Below are 20,598 nucleotides of genomic sequence, written 5' to 3' on the forward strand. Positions count from 1 at the left end.
AAGCCAAAGGACTCTGACCCCGTCCAGAGGACGGGGGTTTCTACTTCACACTAAAGGTGAAGATCCGGCCGCAATCCTTGCCAACAATCCAGACAAAATCGCCTATGCCATCGGTGCATCTTCCGGAGAGTCAAGCGCCAAGGCGGCAACAGCCGGCAAGGCGGCAATCGGCGTCGCCAACCACGGCATAGCCTGTGCGGCTGTCAAAGCGGGAAAAGCCAAGGCCGCAGTCGTGAAGAACTGGTGGTGGGAAACCAACCGGAAAAAGTTCCCGGGATTGGCCTTGTATAAACTTCCCGGCATCTCGATAACCAGGAATCCCGACAATGTGCTGACGGCCTCCAACGCCGTCCCCGCCGACATTCAGAAAAAGATCGCGGCAGCGGCCCGGGCACGCAAAGATGCATTCGGTGCTCCCCAAATGGCCCCGTTCGATATTTCCAGGCTCGATTTCCCTCTTGAGCTGATGGCCAAGGGGAAAATCGACCCTATGACCTACAGCTGGTAATTCGCTTCTCCGCGGTCCGGCAATTCCCTGACCGGGCCGCTCTTTTCTTTCCGGCAGGCAATGGAGTTACAACAGATGAGTATCGCCCAAAAACTACCCCTGCTGATTTTCGTGACTCTGACGGCAACCTTTGTCCTGCTGGCGATTCTTAATAGCGTCGGTGTCACCCGAAACAATCAGAAAATTGTCTCATCAACCCTCGAACAGGCAAGATCAAGCAACAACGCCTCAATTGCCCTGCTACAGGAGAATTCCAAAACAATCGCCACCAGCCTGGCGCGCGCTGACCAGACGATTCGGAGCATCATTCTCAATCTCTACCAGGATTCTTTCAATACCCTGGTCAAGGCAATGGCCAACCAGATTTTTCCCATGGTCGAAAGTTTTGATTTTGACTCAGCCAGGGAAGTGGTCCAGCAGATCCTGGACTCCAACCAGGCCGTCAGCTGGGCCAGGCTGACCACGGCGGAGAACCCGGGAGATGATGACATCATACTCTTCGGTCACCACTCCGACACCTCGGATCGCATGAATTTCAGCCAGACGATCAAGAATGAATTTGCTTTTCTGAAAATAGACCTTCAGGTCAGTCTTGCGGGAATGCAGGATCTGGCAAAGGTTGCAGCCATTTTTGAACAGATCAACCAACTCAATCGCGAGATGGCCGACAAGCTCACCAGCCAGAGCCAACAGGCACTGAACGAAGCTGTGGTCTATGCTCAACAGATCGGTGACCAGCAACAGCGACATCTCAATTGGCTCAACATCTCCCTGATGTCAGGAGCGCTGCTTCTGGTCTGCGGCATTCTCACCCTTATGGTACGACGCATGGTGAGTAGACCACTCGCACAGACAATGGAAATGCTGGAAGACCTGGAAAAAGGCCATCTCGACAAACGTCTCGCCATCATGAGCCGCGACGAAATCGGACAGATGGCCATGGCGCTGAACAACTTTGCCGACAGCCTGGATTCCGAAATGGTCGCCAACCTGGAAAAACTGGCCGCTGGCGACCTGACCTTCGAAGTCGTGCCGCGTGACGCACAGGACAAGATCCGGGGAGCGCTGCAGAAACTCGGTACCGATCTCAACACCATCATGGAAAAGATCCACGTCGCCGGCGAGCAGATCGCCGCCGGCAGCGCCCAGGTTTCCGACGCCAGTCAGTCCCTGTCGCAGGGAGCCACTGAATCGGCCTCGTCGCTGGAAGAGATCGCCGCCTCGCTGAACGAGATGACCGGCCAGATCAAGCAGAACGCCGAGAATGCCGGACAGGCCAACAGCCTTTCCGACGAAGCTCAGAACGCGGCGGAAAAGGGCAACGCCCAGATGCAGGAGATGGTCAGCGCCATGGCCGAGATCGCCGAGGCGGGGCAGAACATCAGCAAGATCATCAAGGTGATCGACGAAATCGCCTTCCAGACCAACCTGCTGGCCCTCAACGCCGCCGTCGAGGCGGCCAGAGCCGGGCAGCACGGCAAGGGCTTCGCGGTGGTCGCCGAAGAGGTCCGCAACCTCGCCGGGCGCAGCGCCAAGGCGGCCCGCGAAACCGCCGAGCTGATCGAGGGCTCGGTCAACCTGACTGAAAAAGGCAGCGGCATCGCCAGCCAGACCGCGGAAGCACTCGATGAAATCGTCCAGGGGATCACCAAGGTCTCCGACCTGGTGGCGGAAATCGCCGTCGCCTCCAACGAACAGGCCCAGGGGATCAGCCAGGTCAACCAGGGACTAACCCAGATTGACCAGGTCACCCAGCAGAACACCGCCAACGCCGAAGAAAGCGCCGCCACCAGCGAGGAACTCTCCAGCCAGGCCGCCCAACTGCGGCAGATGCTCAGCCGCTTCACACTGAAAAACAGCGGCGGCGAAGCCACAGGATCTTTTCTGCCATCTCCTCTCTCGAAACAGCGGACCCCGGCCCCATCCGTGACAGGTGCCACGGACAGCGGCTGGGAACAGATGAATGACCAACCTCAACAGACGATCGCCCTGGATGATGACAATTTCGGATAAATACTGATCTCAAACCTTTCGCCCGCGCCCCCGGCAATCCGCCGGGGGTTCCCTCCCCGCTAAAGACTGCCCGGTCATTATTAGCCTCTTCACATGGGTAATTTTTCTAATTATTCGCCTAAAGCCGGCCTGCTCCGCCACCGATAATAGTGTGTAAGCAACCCGCAGCTGTCCTCTGAAGCAGTGTCGTCGGTCTTGGCGTAAATCACCCGAAACTCATGGCGACAAAATCGCCGCAACCCCCTCAGCAAGTACTGACAACAGATGTGGACATCCCGTAAACGCTATGTGTATTTATTCAATTGTGCCTCCGGGAATTGACCCAAAGCAGTCATCAGCAGGAAGGAAAAATCATTATGACTCTGGCGAACCTGAACATCGGCAAGAAAATCTACCTGGTCACCGGCATCCTGATCCTGATCTTCACCGCCAGCTCTTTCTGGCTCTACGGCCAGTACCGTGATCAGCTCTATGAAGGCAGTCGCGAACAACTGGTCGCGGCGGTCGACACCGCCTGGGGCATCATCGACCATTACAGCAAGAGCGTCGGCGAAGATCTCTCCCGCAGCGAAGCGCAGATGCTGGCCAAGAGCGCCATCAGGGCTCTCAGGTTCGGTGACGGCAGTTATTTCTGGATCAACGACACGACCCCGAAAATCGTCATGCACCCGATCAAGCCGCAACTTGAAGGCAAGGACATGTCCACCGCCAGGGACCCCAACGGCGTCTACCTGTTCAAGGAGATGGTCAATGTCACCGCCAAAGACGGCGCCGGGTTCGTCGAATACCAGTGGGCCAAACCCGGTCACGACAAACCGGTCGACAAGCTCTCCTATGTCCGCAGGCACCCGGACTGGGGCTGGATCGTCGGTGCCGGGGTCTACCTGGATGACGTTCAGAGCCGGGTCGCGGCCGCTTTCTGGTCGGTGATCGGGGTCCTGGGATTCGCCCTGCTGGTCTCCGCGGCACTGGTCTGGTTCCTCGCCCGGCATGTTTCACGCCCCCTCCACCAGACGGTAGAGATGATCGAAGAAATGGAGAAGGGACATCTCGACCGTCGTCTGAACATGGACCGCAAGGATGAGATGGGACGCATGGCCAAGGCGATGGACGCCTTTGCCGACTCACTGCAGAACGAAGTGGTCGCATCCCTGCAGCGACTGGCAACCGGCGACCTGACCTTCAGCATCGAACCACGCGACAACCGGGACGTGGTGCGCGGAGCGCTGCAGAAGCTGGAGCAGGATCTCAACCGGGTGATGCTCGATATCCAGAGTTCCGGTGAACAGATCGCCGCCGGCGCGGGCCAGGTTTCCGATTCCAGCCAGTCCCTGTCGCAGGGGGCCACCGAATCGGCCTCGTCACTGGAAGAAATTTCCGCCTCGATGAATGAAATGTCCTCCCAGACCCGACAGAACGCCGAAAATGCCGACCAGGCCAATCGACTCTCCGATGAAGCCCAGGCGGCCGCGGAAAAGGGCAATCAGCAGATGCAGGAGATGGTTTCGGCCATGGGTGAGATCGCCGACGCCGGCCAGAATATTTCCAAGATCATCAAGGTGATCGACGAAATCGCCTTCCAGACCAACCTGCTGGCCCTCAACGCCGCCGTCGAGGCAGCCCGCGCCGGCCAGCACGGCAAGGGCTTCGCGGTGGTTGCCGAAGAGGTCCGCAACCTGGCCGCGCGCAGCGCCCGGGCGGCAAGGGAAACTGCCGAGTTGATCGAAGGATCAGTCGACCTCACCGAACGCGGCAGCCACATCGCCGGACAAACCGCCGAGGCCCTGGGCAAGATCGTCGACGGCGTTACCAAGGTTTCGAACCTGGTTTCGGAAATCGCCGCCGCCTCCAACGAACAGGCGCAGGGCATCGCCCAGGTCAACCAGGGACTGGCTCAGATCGACCAGGTCACCCAACAGAACACCGCCAACGCCGAAGAGGGCGCGGCCGCCAGCGAAGAACTCTCCAGCCAGGCTGCCCAGCTCCACAACATGCTCTCCCGCTTCAAGCTCAAGCAACATGCCATGGCGACAGTCCCGACCACGATTCCGGCGGCAGCCCCTCCCCGTCCGCCGCAGCCCGTTGCGGCAAACGGAAACTGGGGGGGGATATCCTCCGCTCCCCGGGGAGAGGACATGATCGCCCTGAACGACGATGAGTTCGGTCGATATTGATCCGCAGCGCCCTTCCGCTGAAAAACAGCGGAAGGGCGTTAACCGGCTCACGGCCCCTGCGTAAACAACCAATCGCCCGTCACCTTGCACCTGCGGAGGGGGAGGTCAGGTCCGTCCAGCATGAAACGTGTCACATGGCTGCTTATCAGCCTGGCCGTCATCGCCTCCGGCAGCATCATACTGTCGGTCTGCCACCTGAACATGCTGAGTCAATTTACGGCATTTCCGGCACTGGTCACCTTTATCCTGACCGTTCTGATTGCCTGGTTGACGGCACGCACCAGGGCCGCGTTTGCCAGGCATGACCACCTCCGGCGCCAGTTCCAGCAGCAGAGCCGATTGCTGCAGGCGGTGTTGCGGGCCATCCCGGCACCGATCTTCTTCAAAGACCACCGCGGAATCTACCTCGGTTGCAACCGGGCCTTCGAAACCTTTATCGGTCTTCCACGGGAGAAGATCATCGGCGCCAGTGTCTGGGATGTCGCCCCACGGGAACTGGCCGACAAGTACCACCGGGCCGACAGCGAACTGATGAAACAGGGCGGACAACAGGTCTATGAAACCGAAGTCCAATACGCCGACGGCAGCCGCCATCACGTCATGTTTCACAAGGCGGTCTTCGCCGCCGCCGACGGCAGTCCGGCCGGCCTGGTCGGCGCGATGCTCGACATCACCGACCGCAAGCAGGCCGAACAGGAGATCGAGGAGCTCGCTTACCATGACAACCTGACCGGCCTTGCCAACCGGAGCTTTTTCAAACAGCGCCTGGCCGAATCCCTGACCCAGGCTGCCATCAGCGAACAGCAACTGGCGCTGCTCTTTCTCGATCTCGATCGATTCAAGTACATCAATGACACCATCGGTCATGCCGGAGGGGATCGCCTGCTGCAGCTGGTTGCCGAAAGACTTTCGTGCCTGATTCCCGCCGGCGGAACCCTGGCCCGGCTGGGCGGGGATGAATTTGTCATCATGCTGACCGATGTCCACAACCGGAACGAACTGGAACACTTCGGCAACACCCTGCTCAAGACACTGGAAAAACCTTTCCGCCTGGCGGGCAAACAACTGCATGTTTCAACCAGCATCGGTGTCGCCCGCTATCCCGCCGACGGCAAAGACAGCAGTTCTCTGCTCAAACACGCCGATATGGCGATGTACGCCGCCAAGGAACAGGGCCGCAACAACCTCTGTTTCTACCGGAAACGGATGACCCGGCAGGCCGCGCGGCGCAGGGATATGGAAACCCGCCTGCGCCAGGCGCTGGACAAGGGAGAATTCGCCCTGGTCTACCAACCGCAGATTGACAACCGAAACAGTCGTATTCGCGGTGTCGAAGCCCTGTTGCGCTGGCATCATCCACGACGCGGGCTGGTCTATCCGGCTGAATTTATCCCGATAGCCGAAGAAACAGGTCTGATTCGCACCCTTGGTGAATGGGTTCTGCGTGAATCCTGCCGCCAGTTGCGCACCTGGCGCCACGCGCAGCTTCCCAACCTGCGCATGGCGGTCAACATCTCCGGGCAGCAGTTCAAACAGCCTGACTTTCTTGCCGTCGTCGACCGGGCCCTGCGGGAAGCGGATTTCGACCCTGCCCGGCTCGAACTGGAGATGGAACTGACCGAGACCGTTCTGCTGCACAATGTCGAAACGACCCTCCGCAACCTCAGGGGACTCAAGGAGCGCGGGATCAGCCTGGCCATCGACGATTTCGGAACCGGTTACTCATCCCTGAGCTACCTCAAGGACTTTCCCATCGACCGCATCAAGATCGACCGCAGCTTCGTCGGAGAAATAAGTCATGACGGCAACGCAGCCGCCATCGTCGGCACGATCATCGCCATGGCCCGCAGCCTGGGCCTCGCGGTTATCGCCGAAGGGGTGGAAACAGAACAACAGGTTGAATTTCTGAAGCAACGGGATTGTTTCGAGATGCAGGGCTACTATTTTGCCCGACCGATGCCGGCGGCCGTTCTGGAACGTTATCTCCTGAACATCCAAACCGGTGAAAATCGCCGAAGTACCGGTCTCGTCACCTGCCAGGTAGGACTCACTTGAGGTCGGGAAGCGATAAAATATTTTTAACAAACAATGTTTTAAATTTATCAAAACAACCGTCGATAAGAACTCTACGGGAAAAAATCAACCAGCCTACAAATGGCAAAACCGGGAAAAGGAGAATGAACCATGCAGCAAAACAGGACAAAACTCTGGATCGGATTCATCTGTGCGGTCAGCCTGTTCACCCTGACCGGCCTGGCCTGGGGCATGAACGTCGACGAAGGCAGCGTCAAGAAGGCCAGGGATACCGCGGGCACCAAGCCGACGGTACAGATGGTCATGGACAAGGTCAACCAGGGCGCGGCGCTGATCGCCAAGGAAGGACCGGCAGCCTTTCCCAAGTTCAAGGGGTATGACAGCGATTTCATCTACGCCGGGACCTACATCTGGATCCATTCCGGCGATGACGGCACGATGCTGATGCACCCGATGAAGCCGAAACTCGAAGGACGCAACGTGTTGCCGCTGAAAGACAAGAAAGGCAAACTGCTGTTCGTCGAATTCAACCGCGTCGCCCTCGAAAAAGGGAGCGGCTGGGTCGACTACTGGTGGCCGAAACCGGGTGAGAAAAAACCCTCGCAGAAGGTTTCCTACGTCAAGCTGGCAGAATATGGCGGCAAGAAATACGTGATCGGTTCCGGCGTCTACGACATCACCATGGACCAGATCCAGGCGGCGATGAAGTAATCCGCAAGCTACGTGAGGGCAGTCATGACTTTATCACTCAAAACCAAGCTCGCCCTGCTCAGCGTGATGGCCCTGTCGCTGCTCGCCTTCGTCATCGTGGTCGGGGTCTATTTCAACAACCGCATCGACCAGGCTCACGGCCTGCAGGTTGAAATTTTCCGTGCCACCGAAGATGTACAACAGGCACGGGTCGCTGAAAAGGCCTACCTGCAGTTCTACGACCAGAGTTTCGCCAGGAAACTCCAGGAGAAACTGGACGAGGCCATCAAACACTTCGACCAGTTGCCCACCGAGGAAACCATTGACACCGCGAGCCTGAAAAAAAGTCTGCAGGATTACCGGAAGACTTTTTCCCGGGTGGTCTCACTGCATAAACAGAACGAGTCGCTGGACAACAAGATGAAGGCTGACCTGGCGACCGTCTCGAAGGATCTGTCCACCATCGAGGATGCGGTTCGCGGTCGGGAATTCGACCTGCAGATGGAAGGAGAAACGCTCTCGGAAAACGAGGTCAACCTGCTGTCGCTGGTTCGGGACAGCAGCAATCTCGCCCTGCGGATGCAGAACAGCCTGCAGAAATTCCTGCTCAGCAACGACGCGTCCCATATCACCGCATTCAAAGACTACTTTCGTAACGTCGGCCAGGGGGTTCTCGCCGGGCTGGAACAGTTCTCCAAGGCGAGTGGTGAAGATGACTACATCAAGCCGGCGGTCGAAAGCCGACAGCTGATCGAGGGCAATCTCGCCAGGTTGGACAATGCCCGAGAACTCTTCGGGCAACAGGATGCCACGGTCATGCAGCTGGATGCCATCGGCAAGCAATTGCTCAACGGCAGCGAAACCCTGCTCGCCGCCGGCAGCGCCCTGAAGGAAGCCGCCCGCAGCAAGGCGGTGCTGGTCATCAGCATCGCTACCGCTCTTGGCGCGGGCATCTTCCTGTTTCTCTCCTGGCTGGTGATACGCTCAATCATCCGGCCGCTGCACAAGGGAATCGAACTGGCGGAAACTGTTCAGGCCGGCGATCTTTCCCAGCGGATGGAAGTCAAGGGCAATGACGAAATCGGCCGCCTCGCCGTCGCCCTCAACAAGATGGCGGAAAGCCTTGAGGAAAAAGCCGAATTCGCCACCCGCATCGCCGCCGGCGACCTGTCACACGAGGTCCGCCTGAGTTCGGATCGGGACACCCTCGGGCGGGCACTGAAAACCATGCTCGAAAAGCTCAACCATATCTTCGGGACCATTCACCAGGCGAGCGAACAGGTCGCCTACGGGTCAACCCGGGTCGCCGAATCGAGCCAGACCCTCTCACAGGGGGCCACAGAGTCAGCCTCCTCGCTGGAGGAAATTTCCGCCACCATGAACGAACTCGCCTCACAGACGAGGACCAACGCCGCCAACGCCGATCAGGCCAACCAGTTGACCGGCGTCGCCCAGGGCGCGGCGGAAAAGGGCAACCAGCAGATGCAGGAGATGGTCGAGGCGATGAAGGAAATCGCCGCGGCCGGGCAGAATATCAGCAAGATCATCAAGGTGATCGACGAAATCGCCTTCCAGACCAACCTGCTGGCCCTCAACGCAGCTGTCGAAGCGGCTCGCGCCGGCCAGCACGGCAAGGGCTTCGCAGTGGTCGCCGAAGAGGTACGCAACCTCGCCGGGCGCAGCGCCAAGGCGGCCCGGGAAACGGCCGAGCTGATCGAGAGCTCGGTCACCCTGACCGACAAGGGCGGTCGGATCGCCAATCAGACCGCCGAGGCGCTCGGTGAGATTGTTCAGGGTGTCAACAAGGTCACCGACCTGGTGGCCGAAATCGCCTGTGCCAGCAACGAACAGGCGGAAGGAATCGACCAGGTCAACCAGGGGCTCACCCAGATCGACAACGTCACCCAGCAGAACACCGCCAGCGCCGAGGAAAGCGCCGCCGCGTCCGAGGAGCTGTCGGCCCAGGCCAACCAGCTGCTGCAGATCCTCTCGCAGTTCAAGATGCAGTACCAGAGCGACAGTGATGCGCCCCGGTCACCGCAACCCGTCCCGGAGACCGCCACCGGAAGCTGGCAGGGGATCTCGTTTCAGAGCGCCGACCCGAATGAGCTGATCGCCTGGAGTGACGCGCTGTCAACCGGGGTCGACGGGATGGACAAACAACACCGGAAACTGGTGGACATGATCAATGAGTTGTTCGTCGCCATGCGCGACGGCCGGGATAAGTCCGCCATCGCCCCGATTCTGCAGCAGCTGATCGACTACACCGCAAGCCATTTCTCCGCCGAGGAGATGCTGATGAAAAACCACAACTATCCGGGACTTGAGGAGCATAAAAAACTGCATGCCCAGTTCGTCTCTGAAGTCCTTGATTTCCAAAAACGGTTCGAAAGCGGGCAACGCCTGACGCCGGCCGAGGTCTTCAAATTCCTCAAGGGCTGGCTACTCTACCATATCAAGGCGGAGGATCGTGATGGTTACGGAGTCCTGCTGCGCGAAAACCTGAACTGAGCAACACATGCAACAACGGGCCGCCCGGTGATTCCGGGCGGCCCGTCATGTTTCAATGGAGTGAGAATGAACCCTCAGTCGAGCAGTTCCCTGCGATCCTCACGCCGTTCCTGCCTGAAGCCCTGGCGATCCTCACGCCGTTCCTGCCTGAAGCCTTGGCGGTCCTCATGCCGTTCGACCGCAAAATCTCGCCGGTCATCCCGTTTTTCGCGGCGATAGTCACGTCGGTCATCACGCATCTGCTGACGTGCCTCGTGACGCGCTTCGGGACTGTCGGCCCGCATCAGGGCCCGATGATCCTGGCGCATGTCCCGATGATAGGCACGATTATCCCGGCGGCGGTCCTGGCGGGCGGCATGCACATCCTGGCGACGGTCCCGGCGGACACTCCTGACGTCCTGATGCCGATCCCGGCGATAATCCTGTCGAGCCTGGTGGCGTTCGGCCTTGTAATGGCGGACCTCTCCCCGGCTCGGCCGCTGCCAGGCGAAAGCCGGGGCGGAGAGCAACAGCAGGGCGGCGGTGACGGCAATAATTCCAGTGGTGGTTTTCATCTTGTTCTCCTTGGGGTTGGTCATTGGTAAGTTCAATCTGAAACCAGGTCTGCAGCGCCTGTCTTACCCCGTTAGACGCAAACCGGCGGCCGGGGTTTACAAAGGGGTCAAAAAAGACTGAAATGGTTGACACCATCTGCATTTCGGTTAACTCTAGAATAATCGACCCAGCCTGAGTCAGGCCATCACCACACCGCATCGAAGGAGAATAGAATGGAAAGCCTTACCGTTCAGGAAGCCATCAAACGCTCGATCATGACTGAAAAGAGCGCCATGGATTTTTATCGACTCGGCGCCGGCCACATGACCAACGAGCAGGCGCGTAAAACTTTTGAGCTACTGGCCGGCGAAGAGCGTGACCATGCCCGGATGTTCTACGATCTCTACCAGGGAGATGATCTGCCGGATTTTGACACCCTGATGGCGGCCGACCCGGCAGCTGAAAATGACTGGCTGAGCAGTACCGAAAAGGAGCTTTTTGCCCTGTTCGACGACCGTAAGGCGATGGAAATGGCGATGCAGAAGGAAAAATCTCTCGCCGAGCACCTGCAGCAGATGGCCGACCGGTTCGACCAACCGGAAGTCAAGGAGGTTTTTCTTAAAAACGTCCGGTCCACCGATGGCCATTACCAGCTGATCGAATCGGAATATGCCCGCCTGATGGGCATGGTTCATGAAACTGACATTGACACCTTTGTCCGCGAATAGGACCGTGCCCATCTCCGCAACCCAGCAGGCCCTGCTTGACGCCGTGCGGACCGAGCGGGACGCCATGTACTTTTACCTGCGGGCGGCACGAACCGCGCGTGACGGACGCGCCCGCAGGGTTTTCAACAACTTGGCGGAGGATGAACGTCGACATATCGAATGGTTCCTGGAGACCTGCTCGGGAAACGACCTCCCCGACCTGCAAACCTGTCTTGACCGGGGGCGCAACGAAGCCAATGGCTGGCTGGAGGAACTGGAAAATACCTACGCCGCCGACAGCACCGATCTGGCCGCACTTGAGTTGGCGATGCGCAAGGAAGAGGAACTCGAACAACACCTGCGCCGGCAGGCGGCAAAACAGACTGATCTGCAGATCAAGCGGGTCTACCTGGCCAACGCCGACGCAACCCACCAGCACTACGAAACCATCCGTGCAGAACTGCAGCGACTGAGCGGCGAACAGAACCGGACCTGAATCAGCAAAATCGTCACCGGCGGATATCGCCGGTACCGGCCCCCTTTCGGGAGGACCCCATGCGCGAACGGCCAGACCTGCATCAATTCCGCAGCAAGGTTGCGGCAACAGCCTTAAGGCTGTTGCAACGCAACCCTTCCGCCGGAGGGCAGTCAACCGCGGCACGCGCCGTTCAGCACCTCGCAGAACAAACCCTCGCCAGGCATCGGCAGCACCGGGAGGAGATTGCCTGCCACCCCGGATGCGGTGATTGCTGCCAGGTCAATGTCGCGGTTCTCGATGCCGAAACCGAAGCTGTCTGTTCCTATCTCCGACAGCATCTCTCTCCCGGGGAATTCGAAAATCTGCGCCAGGCAGCCCACAAGCTCCATCTTCGTGTCGGTGGGTTGAATGATCAGGAACGCCTCCTGGCCAGAAGCCCCTGCCTCTTCCTCGACAAGAAAAAACGCTGCAGCATTTACCCGGTCCGCCCCCTGCTCTGCCGCAGTCTGACCTCCACCGATGCCGACCGTTGCCGGGAGGCGATCACCATGGCGGCCCTTGACCGTTCCCCCCCGGTCCTCTGCCATCTCTGGCAACAGGAACTTTTCAATCAGGCCTTTCTCGGATTGGCCGATGCTCTGCAGGATGCCGGGCTTGAGGCGCGCAGCCGGCAGCTGGTCGAAGCCGTCTGGCAGCGGCTGCAATAAAGAGACTCGTACCATGTACCCTGGAAAGTTGTAAGATTGCGCCGGGGTTTGGCGACTCGGCAAGGCGTGATTTCAGACGCATAGCCGTAGTTCTATGCCTGAAATCACAACGCGGCCGAAGCGTCAAAGAACAAGCAAGATGCGTAAGTTTATGGGGTACAGGGTACTAGGTCGCTGCCCGCAGGGACTTGAGATCGAGGCCATTGCGCAGAATTTCAGTGACCTTGTCAACCGCGACCGGTTGACTGAAGAGGTAACCCTGGATTTCATGGCAGTCATGTCCCCGCAGAAATTCGAGCTGCCCCTCGGTCTCCACCCCCTCGGCAACGATCTTCAGATCAAGACTCTTGCCCATGGCGATGATCGCCTGGGTAATGGCGGCATCGGTCGCGTTGCGTTCCACCTCCTGCACAAAGGACTTGTCGATCTTCAGGGTGTTGATCGAAAACCGGCGCAAATGGGAAAGAGATGAATAGCCGGTGCCGAAATCATCGATCGAAATACAGATCCCCAGTTCCTTGAGCTGCCGCAGAATGGCGACGGCAAAATCGGGATTCTGCATCACAACCGTCTCGGTCACCTCCAACTCCAGGCATTCAGGTGAAACCCCGGCATCCTCCAGAGCCTGGCTGATCTGGCCGACCAGGTTCTGCTGCTGCAACTGGTAACCGGACAGGTTGACCGCCACCCGGACATCACCCAACCCCAAGTCCGCCCATTCCCGCACCTGGTGACAGACCCGCCGCAGGACCCATTCGCCGATGGAAAAAATCAGCCCGGTCTCCTCGGCCAGGGAAATGAAATCGGCCGGCGGCAACAGCCCCAGGTCGGGGTGCTGCCAGCGCAGCAGGGCTTCCAGCGACGTCACTTCGCCCGTGGAGGCATCCACCTTCGGCTGGTAATGAATACGGAATTCGTCCCGTTCCAGGGCACGGCGGATTCCTGTTTCAAGGATCATGCGCCGCTCGCTGTCAAAATCCATGGCCCGGTTGTAGACCTTGAAATTGTTGCGCCCCTGGGCCTTGGCACTGTACATGGCGATGTCGGCCTTCTTGACCAGTTCTTCGGGACTGTTGTGATGGGCGGGAAAATGACTGACGCCGATGCTGGTGGTGATGAAAAGTTCATGTTCGTTGACCTGCAGCGGTTCAGCGAGAATTTTCAGAATTTTCTCCGCCACCCGTTCAGCATCGGCACTGCAATTGAGGTTGCCGAGGACAATGGCGAATTCATCGCCGCCGAGGCGGCCGACGGCATCGGTTTCACGCAGCAGCTTTTTTAGTCGGGCCGCGACCTCGACCAGCAGCGCATCGCCGGAATCATGCCCCAGGGTGTCGTTGATCATTTTGAAACGGTCCAGATCCAGGAACAACACCGCGACTTCCCGACCGATACGTTTGGCCATGGCCAGTTCCTGCTGCAGCCGTTCGATGAAGTTGGTCCGGTTCGGCAACCCGGTCAGGGCATCGTGGTGCGCCAGGTGATAGAGCTGATCCTGGGCCCGTTTGCGTTCAGTGATATCACGGCAGATCCCCCAGACCAGTCGCTCACCATCCTCCTGGCGACTGCAGGTCATGCTGCCCTCGACATTGACGGCCCTGCCGTCCCGGGCCGCCATCCTCCCTTCGATGGCCCCCCCGGAGTTTCCATCCAGCAGGTTGTTGAAAGCGGCTATACAACGACTTTTGTCATCCTGCTGCACGATGTCCTGCAGCTTGAGCTGCGGCAGCGACTCGTTGTCATAGCCCAGTGTCTGTTGCCAGCTGCGGTTGGTGTAGATGAAGGAACCATCCTCCCGGACACAGAAGATCAGGTCATTGGCGGTGTCGAGAAAACTGACCAGACGCTGTTCACTCTCTCTGTGGGCCTGGTTTTCCCGGCGGATGATACGCATCAGGAAGGCACTTATAAGGGCCACCGTGGCATTCAGAACACAAACCCAGAACCAGCTCAGCCCCAGGTAAAGACCGTCGGAATGAAGGATGGGATCGACGAAGGGCATGGCGACACTGGCCACCCAGCCGTGATATTCAGCCAACAGCAGACCACCGTACAGAAGACTTCCGAGACTGCCCATGGCCAGCACCTGGCGCCGCCTTTCAAGCAGCACTGCCGCCTCGATGCTGACCACCAGGTAGACCGGCCAGAACCAGCTGGCCGCGCCGCCGCTGTAGTGAACCAGCAGGGTCACCAGGATCAGATCGAAAAGGATCTGCAGGTGATCGACATAACGCAGGCGGGAAATAACCGGATAGTAGAAATGACAGAGGGTATTGTAGCCGAAAACCGTCACCACCGCGACCAGCAGAGTCACAATCTGCGCGGTATCGACGAACAACCCGTAACGACTGGAGGCAAAGGTGACCGCGGCCGCCAGACCGTAGAGAGCGAACACCAGCAGCAGCAGCCAGCGCGCCTGGGCGACCAGAATGGTCCGGCCGCGGGCGCTGGTAAACTGTCGGCTGTCTTCCGCAACCGTCCCGTCGGCACTTTCAAACGTCATCAGGTTGTGCAGCCAGGTCGGCGGATCTTGATTTTGCGACGCCTTCATGGGCCCTCTCCGTGATCCGACACCCCGCATGGCAGCCCTCCGCTCCCACCAGAACCGGGATGGACCGCCCGTCACGGGCTGCCTTCATGGAAAGATTTTGCAAAATCCAAGCCATATGTCCAACCAGGCTGAATCTCAAGAGAAAACCAACCGGTACCCATTCCAGGCCGACATGAAACCGGCAAAACCCCGGCACCACGCCAATTGACTCAACAGAAGCTACTCATCCTGCTGCAGTTTCCGCAGGTAATCTTCCCACTCGATCGGCAATAACGACTGCTTGCGGCTGTTGCATTCCTTGCAGGCGGGGACGCAATTCCCCTTGCTGCTGCGACCACCACGCACCAGTGGCACGATATGATCGAGGGTCAGATCCCGGGGAGCGACCTGCGCCCGGCAGTAGTGGCAACGCCCCCTGGCAATCCGATTGCGCCACCACTGGCTCTTGCGTAACTCCCGCGCCCGGGCCCGCTCGCGACGCAGATGTTCTGCACTCACATCCTGATAAAATTCCATCTTTCAACCCCTTGCATGACCTCATCGGTATCACCCGGAGACAGCGGCTCCGATACCGTTTCGAGGGAGGACAAACGAGCAGTTACATTTCGTGCGCTTGCACAAAGTCCGGTTTTATGCCATTAAATAGTGCCCGGCCGGATTTCCCGGATGGTGCTGCGGCCGTTACCGGACGGAAACCGGGGAACCCGTCCTTGCAGAGCAGTACCGAGCCCCCACGACTTATAAACTATATGAAAATCCTTATCATAGGAACCGGTCAGGTCGGATTTTTTCTCTGCGAACGCCTTTCCCTGGAGGGGCACGAAGTGACCCTCATCGACCGGGATGGAGAAAGCCTCAAGCGTGCCGAGGACCGCCTCAACGTCCTTGGAATCGAGGGAAACGGGGCCAGCGCCGAGGTTCTCGAACAGGCCGGCATCAAGGAAACCGACATCTTCATCGCCGTCACCGATCTCGATGAAGTCAATATCCTGGCCTGCCTGCTGGCCCGCGAGTACCAGGTCAAGACCCTGGTCGCCCGGGTCAAGAGCATCGAGTTCAGCGGCCGGCGGGCCGTCCTGTCGAAAGAAAAACTGGGCATTGACCTGCTGATCAACCCGGAAGACGCTGTCGCCGAAGAGATCATCAAGATCGCCCATCGCAGCGGCACCTTCGATGTCGCCGAGTTTGTCGAAGGACAGATCCAGTTTCTCGGCTACCGCATCACCGCGGAAAACCCGCTCTGCAACCTGACCCTGCGCGAACTCGGAGCATTGCGCGGTATCTACCGGTTCGTCGTCACCGCCATCAGTCGTGACGGCAAAACCATTATTCCGCGCGGCGATGATGTCATCCAGGAAGGTGACCGCATCTTCATTGTCGTTCACCAGAATGATCTGCCGGCGATCCAGTACATGCTGGAACAGAAAGAAGAGAAGAAAAACCGCCGGCGGCGGGCCTTTATCCTCGGCGGCGGGCACATCGGACTGCACGTCGCAGCGGGCCTGGAAAAACTGGGATTCGATGTCCGACTGATCGACCGCGATGAAAAACGCTGTGAAAAACTGTCCGCCAGCCTGCGTCGGACCCTGGTGATTCATGCCGAAGGGACCGACGTCCGCACCCTCTGCGAAGAAGGCATCAACGATGCCGATTTCTTCATCGCCGTCACCGAAAATGACGAAAGCAATATCCTCTGTTCCCTGCTCGCCCGCCAACATGGTGTCCGTCGGACCCTGACTCTGGTCAACCAGCCTGAGCTTCTCAACCTGGCGCCCTCGCTCGGCATCGACGCCTGCGTGTCACCGCGCCTGGCAGCAGCCAGCGCCATCCTCAAGTACGTGCGCCGGGGCGACATCATCTCCCTGGCGGCCATCGAGGGTAGCAACGCGGAGGTCCTGGAACTGGAAGTCAAGGCCGACAGTCAGGTGATCAACACCCCGTTGCGCAATCTCCACTTTCCAGCCGGGGCGATCATCGGTGCCATTGTTCACGACCGGACCTATGAAATCCCGACCGGCGAAAGCCGGTTGCAGGCCGGTGACCGGGTGGTGATCTTCGCCATGCCGGAAGCCCTGGCCAAGGTTGAGACCTTCTTCGCCCGGGCATGAATATCCTGCTGACCATGCGCCTGCTCGGCGCTCTGCTGATGTGCCTTGCCGTGACCCTGCTGGTCCCGGTTCCCTTTTCCCTGTATTTTTCCGACGGTGCCACCCCGGCGCTGCTGCTCTCGGCGCTGCTCACCCTGATTGTCGGAGCCTCAATGTTTTTCAGCTGTCGCAACGACAGCGAGTTGTCCCTGCGCGAAGGATTTGCCGTGGTCAGTTTCGGCTGGCTGCTGTTTTCCTGTTTCGGCGCCCTGCCGTTCCTTTTCAGCGGCACCATTCCCGGTCCCATCAACGCGGTCTTCGAAACCATGAGCGGTTTCACCACCACCGGTGCCACCATCCTCACCACCATCGAAGGCCTGCCGGAAAGCATCCTGCTCTGGCGCGCCCTGACGCACTGGTTGGGAGGCATGGGTATCATCGTCCTCTCCCTCGCCATCCTGCCGATGCTCGGTGTCGGCGGCATGCAGCTGTTCAAGGCCGAGGTGCCGGGCCCGACCGCGGACCGCCTTAAACCGCGCATCCAGGATACCGCCAAGCTGCTCTGGGGCGTCTACCTGCTGCTCACCGCGATCGAAACACTGCTGCTGATGCTGGGGGGAATGAATTTCTACGAAGCCCTCTGCCATGCTTTCGCCACCCTGGCAACCGGGGGTTTCTCAACCCGCAACGCCTCGGTCGGCAGCTACCAAAGCGCCTACATCGACTGGATCATCACCCTGTTCATGTTTCTCGCCGGGGTCAACTTTTCCCTGCATTATCACGCCCTGCGTGGACGATTGAGGGAATACTGGCGCAGCGAAGAATTCCGCTGCTATCTCGGCATCACCCTCGGGGCCACCCTGCTGCTGATCATCATCAACCAGGGACGAGTCTATCATTCCCTGGTCGACAACCTGCGTTACAGCGCCTTTCAGGCGACCTCGATCCTGACCACCACCGGCTTCGGCACGGCCGATTACGAACAATGGCCGGTTGTTGCCCAGTACCTGCTGGTTCTGTTGATGTTCATCGGGGGTTGCGCCGGGTCTACCGGCGGCGGTATCAAGGTGGCACGCGTCCTGCTGCTCTTCAAGCATGCCCAGGTTCAGCTCTTTCGCCTCATCCATCCACGCGCGGTGCGCCTGGTCAAACTGGGAGACCTGCCGGTCGCGCGCGACGTCATGCAGGCCATTCTCGGTTTTTTTGCCCTCTACATCGGCGTTTTCGTTTTCGCGACCCTGCTGATGACGGCCTGCGGCCTTGACCTGCTCTCAGCCGCCGGCGCTGTTGTCGCGACTCTCGGCAACATCGGTCCGGGGATCGGCAGCGTCGGGCCAATCGACAACTACGCCCATATTCTTCCCTTCGGAAAATCAGTGCTGATCGTCTGCATGCTTCTGGGACGACTCGAACTCTTCACGGTTCTGGTGTTGATCTTCCCCAGCTTCTGGAGGAAATAGGACGGTCATCCGGAACAACCCTCACCCGTGCGACCGGCCACCTTCGAGGGGAAAGATGGTAACCCGGTTGCGGCCGAGAGCCTTGGACTGGTAGAGCGCCCGGTCCGCGGTGTCGATGACGCTGAACTTGTCGACCTTGGCCACCCCGGGCTGGTAGGTGGTTCCGCCGATGCTGATGGTCACGAGAACCTTGTCCCGGTTGACCTCGGTCTCCAGCTTTTCAACCCGCCGCCGCAGCCGTTCGGCAAAAACCCGCAGCCCGGAAGGATCGGTCTCCGGCAGAATCACGGCAAACTCCTCGCCGCCATAGCGCGCCACCACATCGGACGTGCGTACCGACGCGGTCACCGCCTCGGCGATATTCTTCAACACCAGGTCACCTACCGGATGACCGTAGTTGTCGTTGACCTGTTTGAAATGATCGAGATCAAACATCAACAGCGAAAAACAGCTTCCATAGCGGATCACCCGACCCATTTCGTGGTCCACCATTTCCTGAAAATACCGATGATTGTAGAGACCGGTCAGGCCGTCGCGAAAAACCAGTTCACGCAATTTGCTGTTGGCCTGGCGCAGTTCGGCAGCCAGTTTCTCATTCTTCTGGTTGGCCTGCTTGACCTCCAGCAACAACTGTTCACTGCTGAGGTTCATTTCACCCAGTTCTTCATTGGCCTCCTGCAGCATTTCCGAATAGGGGCGCATTTCCCCCGGATCGAGATCGAAACCGGCAAACACCTCGACAGCTTTTTCGGCCACGCTGTCAACCAGCATTTCCACCGCCGGAGAGGAAAGGCCGAAGCGCGATGTCATCAGAGTCTGCAGTTGGTCGACCTGACCGCTGCCGCCCGGAGCGTGATAGATCGCGGATAATCGGTCCGCCAACTGCACCACCTCCGCCGCTTCGAGATACTTCTCCGGCGCCTCACTCGGCCGATGATGGTAGCGCAGGGGTTCAGTCACCTCTTTCGGCAGACCCCACCGGCCGAGCAACGCGGCGCTCAATTCGGCATGGTCGAAACCGTAGCGCTCCTTTTCCACCTCGCTGATCGGACACCGGCGTGCTTCGTGCGCAGCCAGCAGAACCGGATATTCGTCCGGATCATGCCGCTGCAGCAGCAGGATTCCGATGTCGGCCAGCAACGCGGTGACAAAGGCATCTTCATTCGACTGACCGACCATCTTGGCCGTCAGGTCGGCAGCCACGGCGGCGGTCACCGACCGGCGCCAGAAATAATCGAGATCAAACCCTTCCTCGCCGCCGGTCCGCAACTCTTCAGAGATGACAAAAGAAAGAGCGATATTTTTCAGCAGATTGACACCGAGAACCGTCAGCGCCTTGTCGATGCTGCCCACCCGATAACTCAGGCCGTAAATACTTGAATTCGCGATACGCAACAATTTGGCCACGAGGGCCGGATCGGAAGAAATAATCTCCGCCAGCTGCTGCATCGAGGCCCGGTCCTGCTGCACGGCATCAAGGATTTTGACGGCAATGGTCGGTGGGGAAGGAAGGCGGACTTTCTTTTCTATCAGACTGTCAATAGTCATAACCTGGTCCATGGTTGAGGTGGCTCTCTTTCTTATCGGCAGTAAAGAACACCCATCCATGGTTTTTTTTCAGAGAACCCGTAACGACAGTCTGAATCAGGGCGTTCAGGACGGAGCAGACAGAAAGATGGAGAGCAACAGAACGGCGGGAGGCAAAAAAAGAGGGGATATCCGGCCGGGAAACCCGAAAAACCCCCTGTCAATGGCATGGAAATGAAAAAGGTTATCTGCAGACTACACCTGGAATCTCAAAAAAACCTCAAATTTCTCCTACAATTGAAAAAAATCTTTGCCCGAAGGCATTTTTTTCAGTTTTTCCCCACCGACAGGCGGGCCTGCAACGCAGAGTAATCCTGAATCAGTGAGCCCCTTGTCGGCGGATAGCACAAGTCATTGATCTGCCTGAGCTCCCCAAAAATCACCAGCGAACCGATGGGTGCGCTTCAGATTTTTGGAAATCCCATTCAGACCAAGCACTTGCACTCTCCATCCAACAGGAACTCACGGATTCAGGTTAATGAAAAAGCCGGCGCCCTCACGAATCGGGTAGGAGGCGGGGTTGCCCCCGCCGTCCTCCCACACCACCGTGCGTACGG

The 20,598-nt window shown here is 58.8% G+C and carries 15 protein-coding genes; 11 read left to right on the forward strand and 4 right to left on the reverse strand.

Going from position 1 to position 20,598, the window contains the following annotated elements; genetic code table 11:
• The 6 genes from C2E25_RS17580 to C2E25_RS17585 all read left to right on the forward strand — a co-directional run.
• Positions 1–508: hypothetical protein (locus C2E25_RS17580; protein ID WP_158247301.1), on the forward strand; the 508-nt coding region annotated here is incomplete at its 5' end.
• Between the two features lie 75 nt (positions 509–583).
• Positions 584–2,521 (forward strand): methyl-accepting chemotaxis protein, encoded by a 1,938-nt coding sequence (locus C2E25_RS16255; RefSeq protein WP_233189470.1) that lies wholly within the window; start codon positions 584–586, stop codon positions 2,519–2,521.
• 356 nt (positions 2,522–2,877) lie between these two features.
• The gene (locus C2E25_RS16260; RefSeq protein ID WP_103116775.1) at positions 2,878–4,695 is read left to right on the forward strand and encodes a methyl-accepting chemotaxis protein; all 1,818 of its coding nucleotides are present in this window, start codon (positions 2,878–2,880) and stop codon (positions 4,693–4,695) included.
• Positions 4,696–4,815: 120 nt separating this feature from the next.
• A complete protein-coding gene (locus tag C2E25_RS16265; protein WP_103116776.1) occupies positions 4,816–6,750 on the forward strand; it encodes a putative bifunctional diguanylate cyclase/phosphodiesterase in 1,935 nt (644 codons plus the stop codon).
• A gap of 129 nt (positions 6,751–6,879) precedes the next feature.
• Positions 6,880–7,440: a cache domain-containing protein gene (locus tag C2E25_RS16270; RefSeq protein WP_103116777.1), complete on the forward strand. Its 561-nt coding sequence runs from the start codon at positions 6,880–6,882 to the stop codon at positions 7,438–7,440.
• Positions 7,441–7,464: 24 nt separating this feature from the next.
• Entirely contained in the window at positions 7,465–9,930 is a 2,466-nt protein-coding gene (locus C2E25_RS17585) for a bacteriohemerythrin (RefSeq protein ID WP_158247302.1), read from the forward strand.
• 74 nt (positions 9,931–10,004) lie between these two features.
• On the opposite strand, the gene C2E25_RS16280 is transcribed toward C2E25_RS17585, so the two are convergent.
• Complete coding sequence (locus C2E25_RS16280) at positions 10,005–10,484, reverse strand: hypothetical protein (RefSeq protein WP_103116778.1); 480 nt, start codon at positions 10,482–10,484, stop codon at positions 10,005–10,007.
• Positions 10,485–10,697: 213 nt separating this feature from the next.
• Between C2E25_RS16280 and C2E25_RS16285 the strand changes: the two genes are divergently transcribed.
• Genes C2E25_RS16285 through C2E25_RS16295 form a run of 3 tightly spaced genes read left to right on the forward strand, consistent with a single transcriptional unit; the run spans position 10,698 to position 12,356 of the window.
• On the forward strand, positions 10,698–11,192 hold the full coding sequence (locus tag C2E25_RS16285) for a ferritin-like domain-containing protein (RefSeq protein ID WP_103116779.1): 495 nt from the start codon (positions 10,698–10,700) through the stop codon (positions 11,190–11,192).
• 4 nt (positions 11,193–11,196) lie between these two features.
• Positions 11,197–11,667: a ferritin family protein gene (locus C2E25_RS16290; RefSeq protein ID WP_158247303.1), complete on the forward strand. Its 471-nt coding sequence runs from the start codon at positions 11,197–11,199 to the stop codon at positions 11,665–11,667.
• A 59-nt stretch (positions 11,668–11,726) separates the two neighbouring features.
• Positions 11,727–12,356, forward strand: coding sequence for a YkgJ family cysteine cluster protein (locus C2E25_RS16295; protein ID WP_103116781.1), 630 nt, complete (start codon positions 11,727–11,729; stop codon positions 12,354–12,356).
• 166 nt (positions 12,357–12,522) lie between these two features.
• On the opposite strand, the gene C2E25_RS16300 is transcribed toward C2E25_RS16295, so the two are convergent.
• Positions 12,523–14,907 (reverse strand): putative bifunctional diguanylate cyclase/phosphodiesterase, encoded by a 2,385-nt coding sequence (locus C2E25_RS16300; RefSeq protein ID WP_158247304.1) that lies wholly within the window; start codon positions 14,905–14,907, stop codon positions 12,523–12,525.
• A 219-nt stretch (positions 14,908–15,126) separates the two neighbouring features.
• On the reverse strand, positions 15,127–15,423 hold the full coding sequence (locus C2E25_RS16305; RefSeq protein ID WP_103116783.1) for an HNH endonuclease: 297 nt from the start codon (positions 15,421–15,423) through the stop codon (positions 15,127–15,129).
• Between the two features lie 233 nt (positions 15,424–15,656).
• On the opposite strand from C2E25_RS16305, the gene trkA reads away from it, so the two are divergent.
• Together trkA and C2E25_RS16315 are read left to right on the forward strand one after the other, a co-directional pair.
• On the forward strand, positions 15,657–17,015 hold the full coding sequence (trkA, locus tag C2E25_RS16310) for a Trk system potassium transporter TrkA (RefSeq protein WP_158247305.1): 1,359 nt from the start codon (positions 15,657–15,659) through the stop codon (positions 17,013–17,015).
• Positions 17,012–18,454 carry a TrkH family potassium uptake protein gene (locus tag C2E25_RS16315; protein ID WP_103116785.1) on the forward strand — a complete coding sequence of 481 codons (1,443 nt, stop codon included), beginning with the start codon at positions 17,012–17,014 and terminating at the stop codon, positions 18,452–18,454. Before trkA ends, C2E25_RS16315 begins: the two co-directional genes overlap by 4 nt.
• A gap of 21 nt (positions 18,455–18,475) precedes the next feature.
• Here C2E25_RS16315 and C2E25_RS16320 read toward each other — a convergent pair whose 3' ends face one another.
• Entirely contained in the window at positions 18,476–20,002 is a 1,527-nt protein-coding gene (locus C2E25_RS16320; RefSeq protein ID WP_158247306.1) for an HDOD domain-containing protein, read from the reverse strand.
• Between the last annotated feature and the right edge of the window lie 596 nt (positions 20,003–20,598).

Origin of the sequence: Geothermobacter hydrogeniphilus, assembly GCF_002898515.1 — a bacterium.
Lineage (GTDB): Bacteria > Desulfobacterota > Desulfuromonadia > Desulfuromonadales > Geothermobacteraceae > Geothermobacter_A.

What these genes read in the sequence shown, in the direction of transcription:
- C2E25_RS16295 (WP_103116781.1), top strand. Translation starts at nt 11,727, where the DNA reads ATGCGCGAACGGCCAGACCTGCATCAATTCCGCAGCAAGGTTGCGGCA.
- C2E25_RS16265 (WP_103116776.1), top strand. Translation starts at nt 4,816, where the DNA reads ATGAAACGTGTCACATGGCTGCTTATCAGCCTGGCCGTCATCGCCTCC.
- C2E25_RS16280 (WP_103116778.1), bottom strand. Translation starts at nt 10,484, where the DNA reads ATGAAAACCACCACTGGAATTATTGCCGTCACCGCCGCCCTGCTGTTG.
- C2E25_RS16260 (WP_103116775.1), top strand. Translation starts at nt 2,878, where the DNA reads ATGACTCTGGCGAACCTGAACATCGGCAAGAAAATCTACCTGGTCACC.
- C2E25_RS16320 (WP_158247306.1), bottom strand. Translation starts at nt 20,002, where the DNA reads ATGACTATTGACAGTCTGATAGAAAAGAAAGTCCGCCTTCCTTCCCCA.
- C2E25_RS16285 (WP_103116779.1), top strand. Translation starts at nt 10,698, where the DNA reads ATGGAAAGCCTTACCGTTCAGGAAGCCATCAAACGCTCGATCATGACT.
- C2E25_RS17585 (WP_158247302.1), top strand. Translation starts at nt 7,465, where the DNA reads ATGACTTTATCACTCAAAACCAAGCTCGCCCTGCTCAGCGTGATGGCC.
- C2E25_RS16270 (WP_103116777.1), top strand. Translation starts at nt 6,880, where the DNA reads ATGCAGCAAAACAGGACAAAACTCTGGATCGGATTCATCTGTGCGGTC.
- trkA (WP_158247305.1), top strand. Translation starts at nt 15,657, where the DNA reads ATGAAAATCCTTATCATAGGAACCGGTCAGGTCGGATTTTTTCTCTGC.
- C2E25_RS16315 (WP_103116785.1), top strand. Translation starts at nt 17,012, where the DNA reads ATGAATATCCTGCTGACCATGCGCCTGCTCGGCGCTCTGCTGATGTGC.
- C2E25_RS16300 (WP_158247304.1), bottom strand. Translation starts at nt 14,907, where the DNA reads ATGAAGGCGTCGCAAAATCAAGATCCGCCGACCTGGCTGCACAACCTG.
- C2E25_RS16305 (WP_103116783.1), bottom strand. Translation starts at nt 15,423, where the DNA reads ATGGAATTTTATCAGGATGTGAGTGCAGAACATCTGCGTCGCGAGCGG.
- C2E25_RS16255 (WP_233189470.1), top strand. Translation starts at nt 584, where the DNA reads ATGAGTATCGCCCAAAAACTACCCCTGCTGATTTTCGTGACTCTGACG.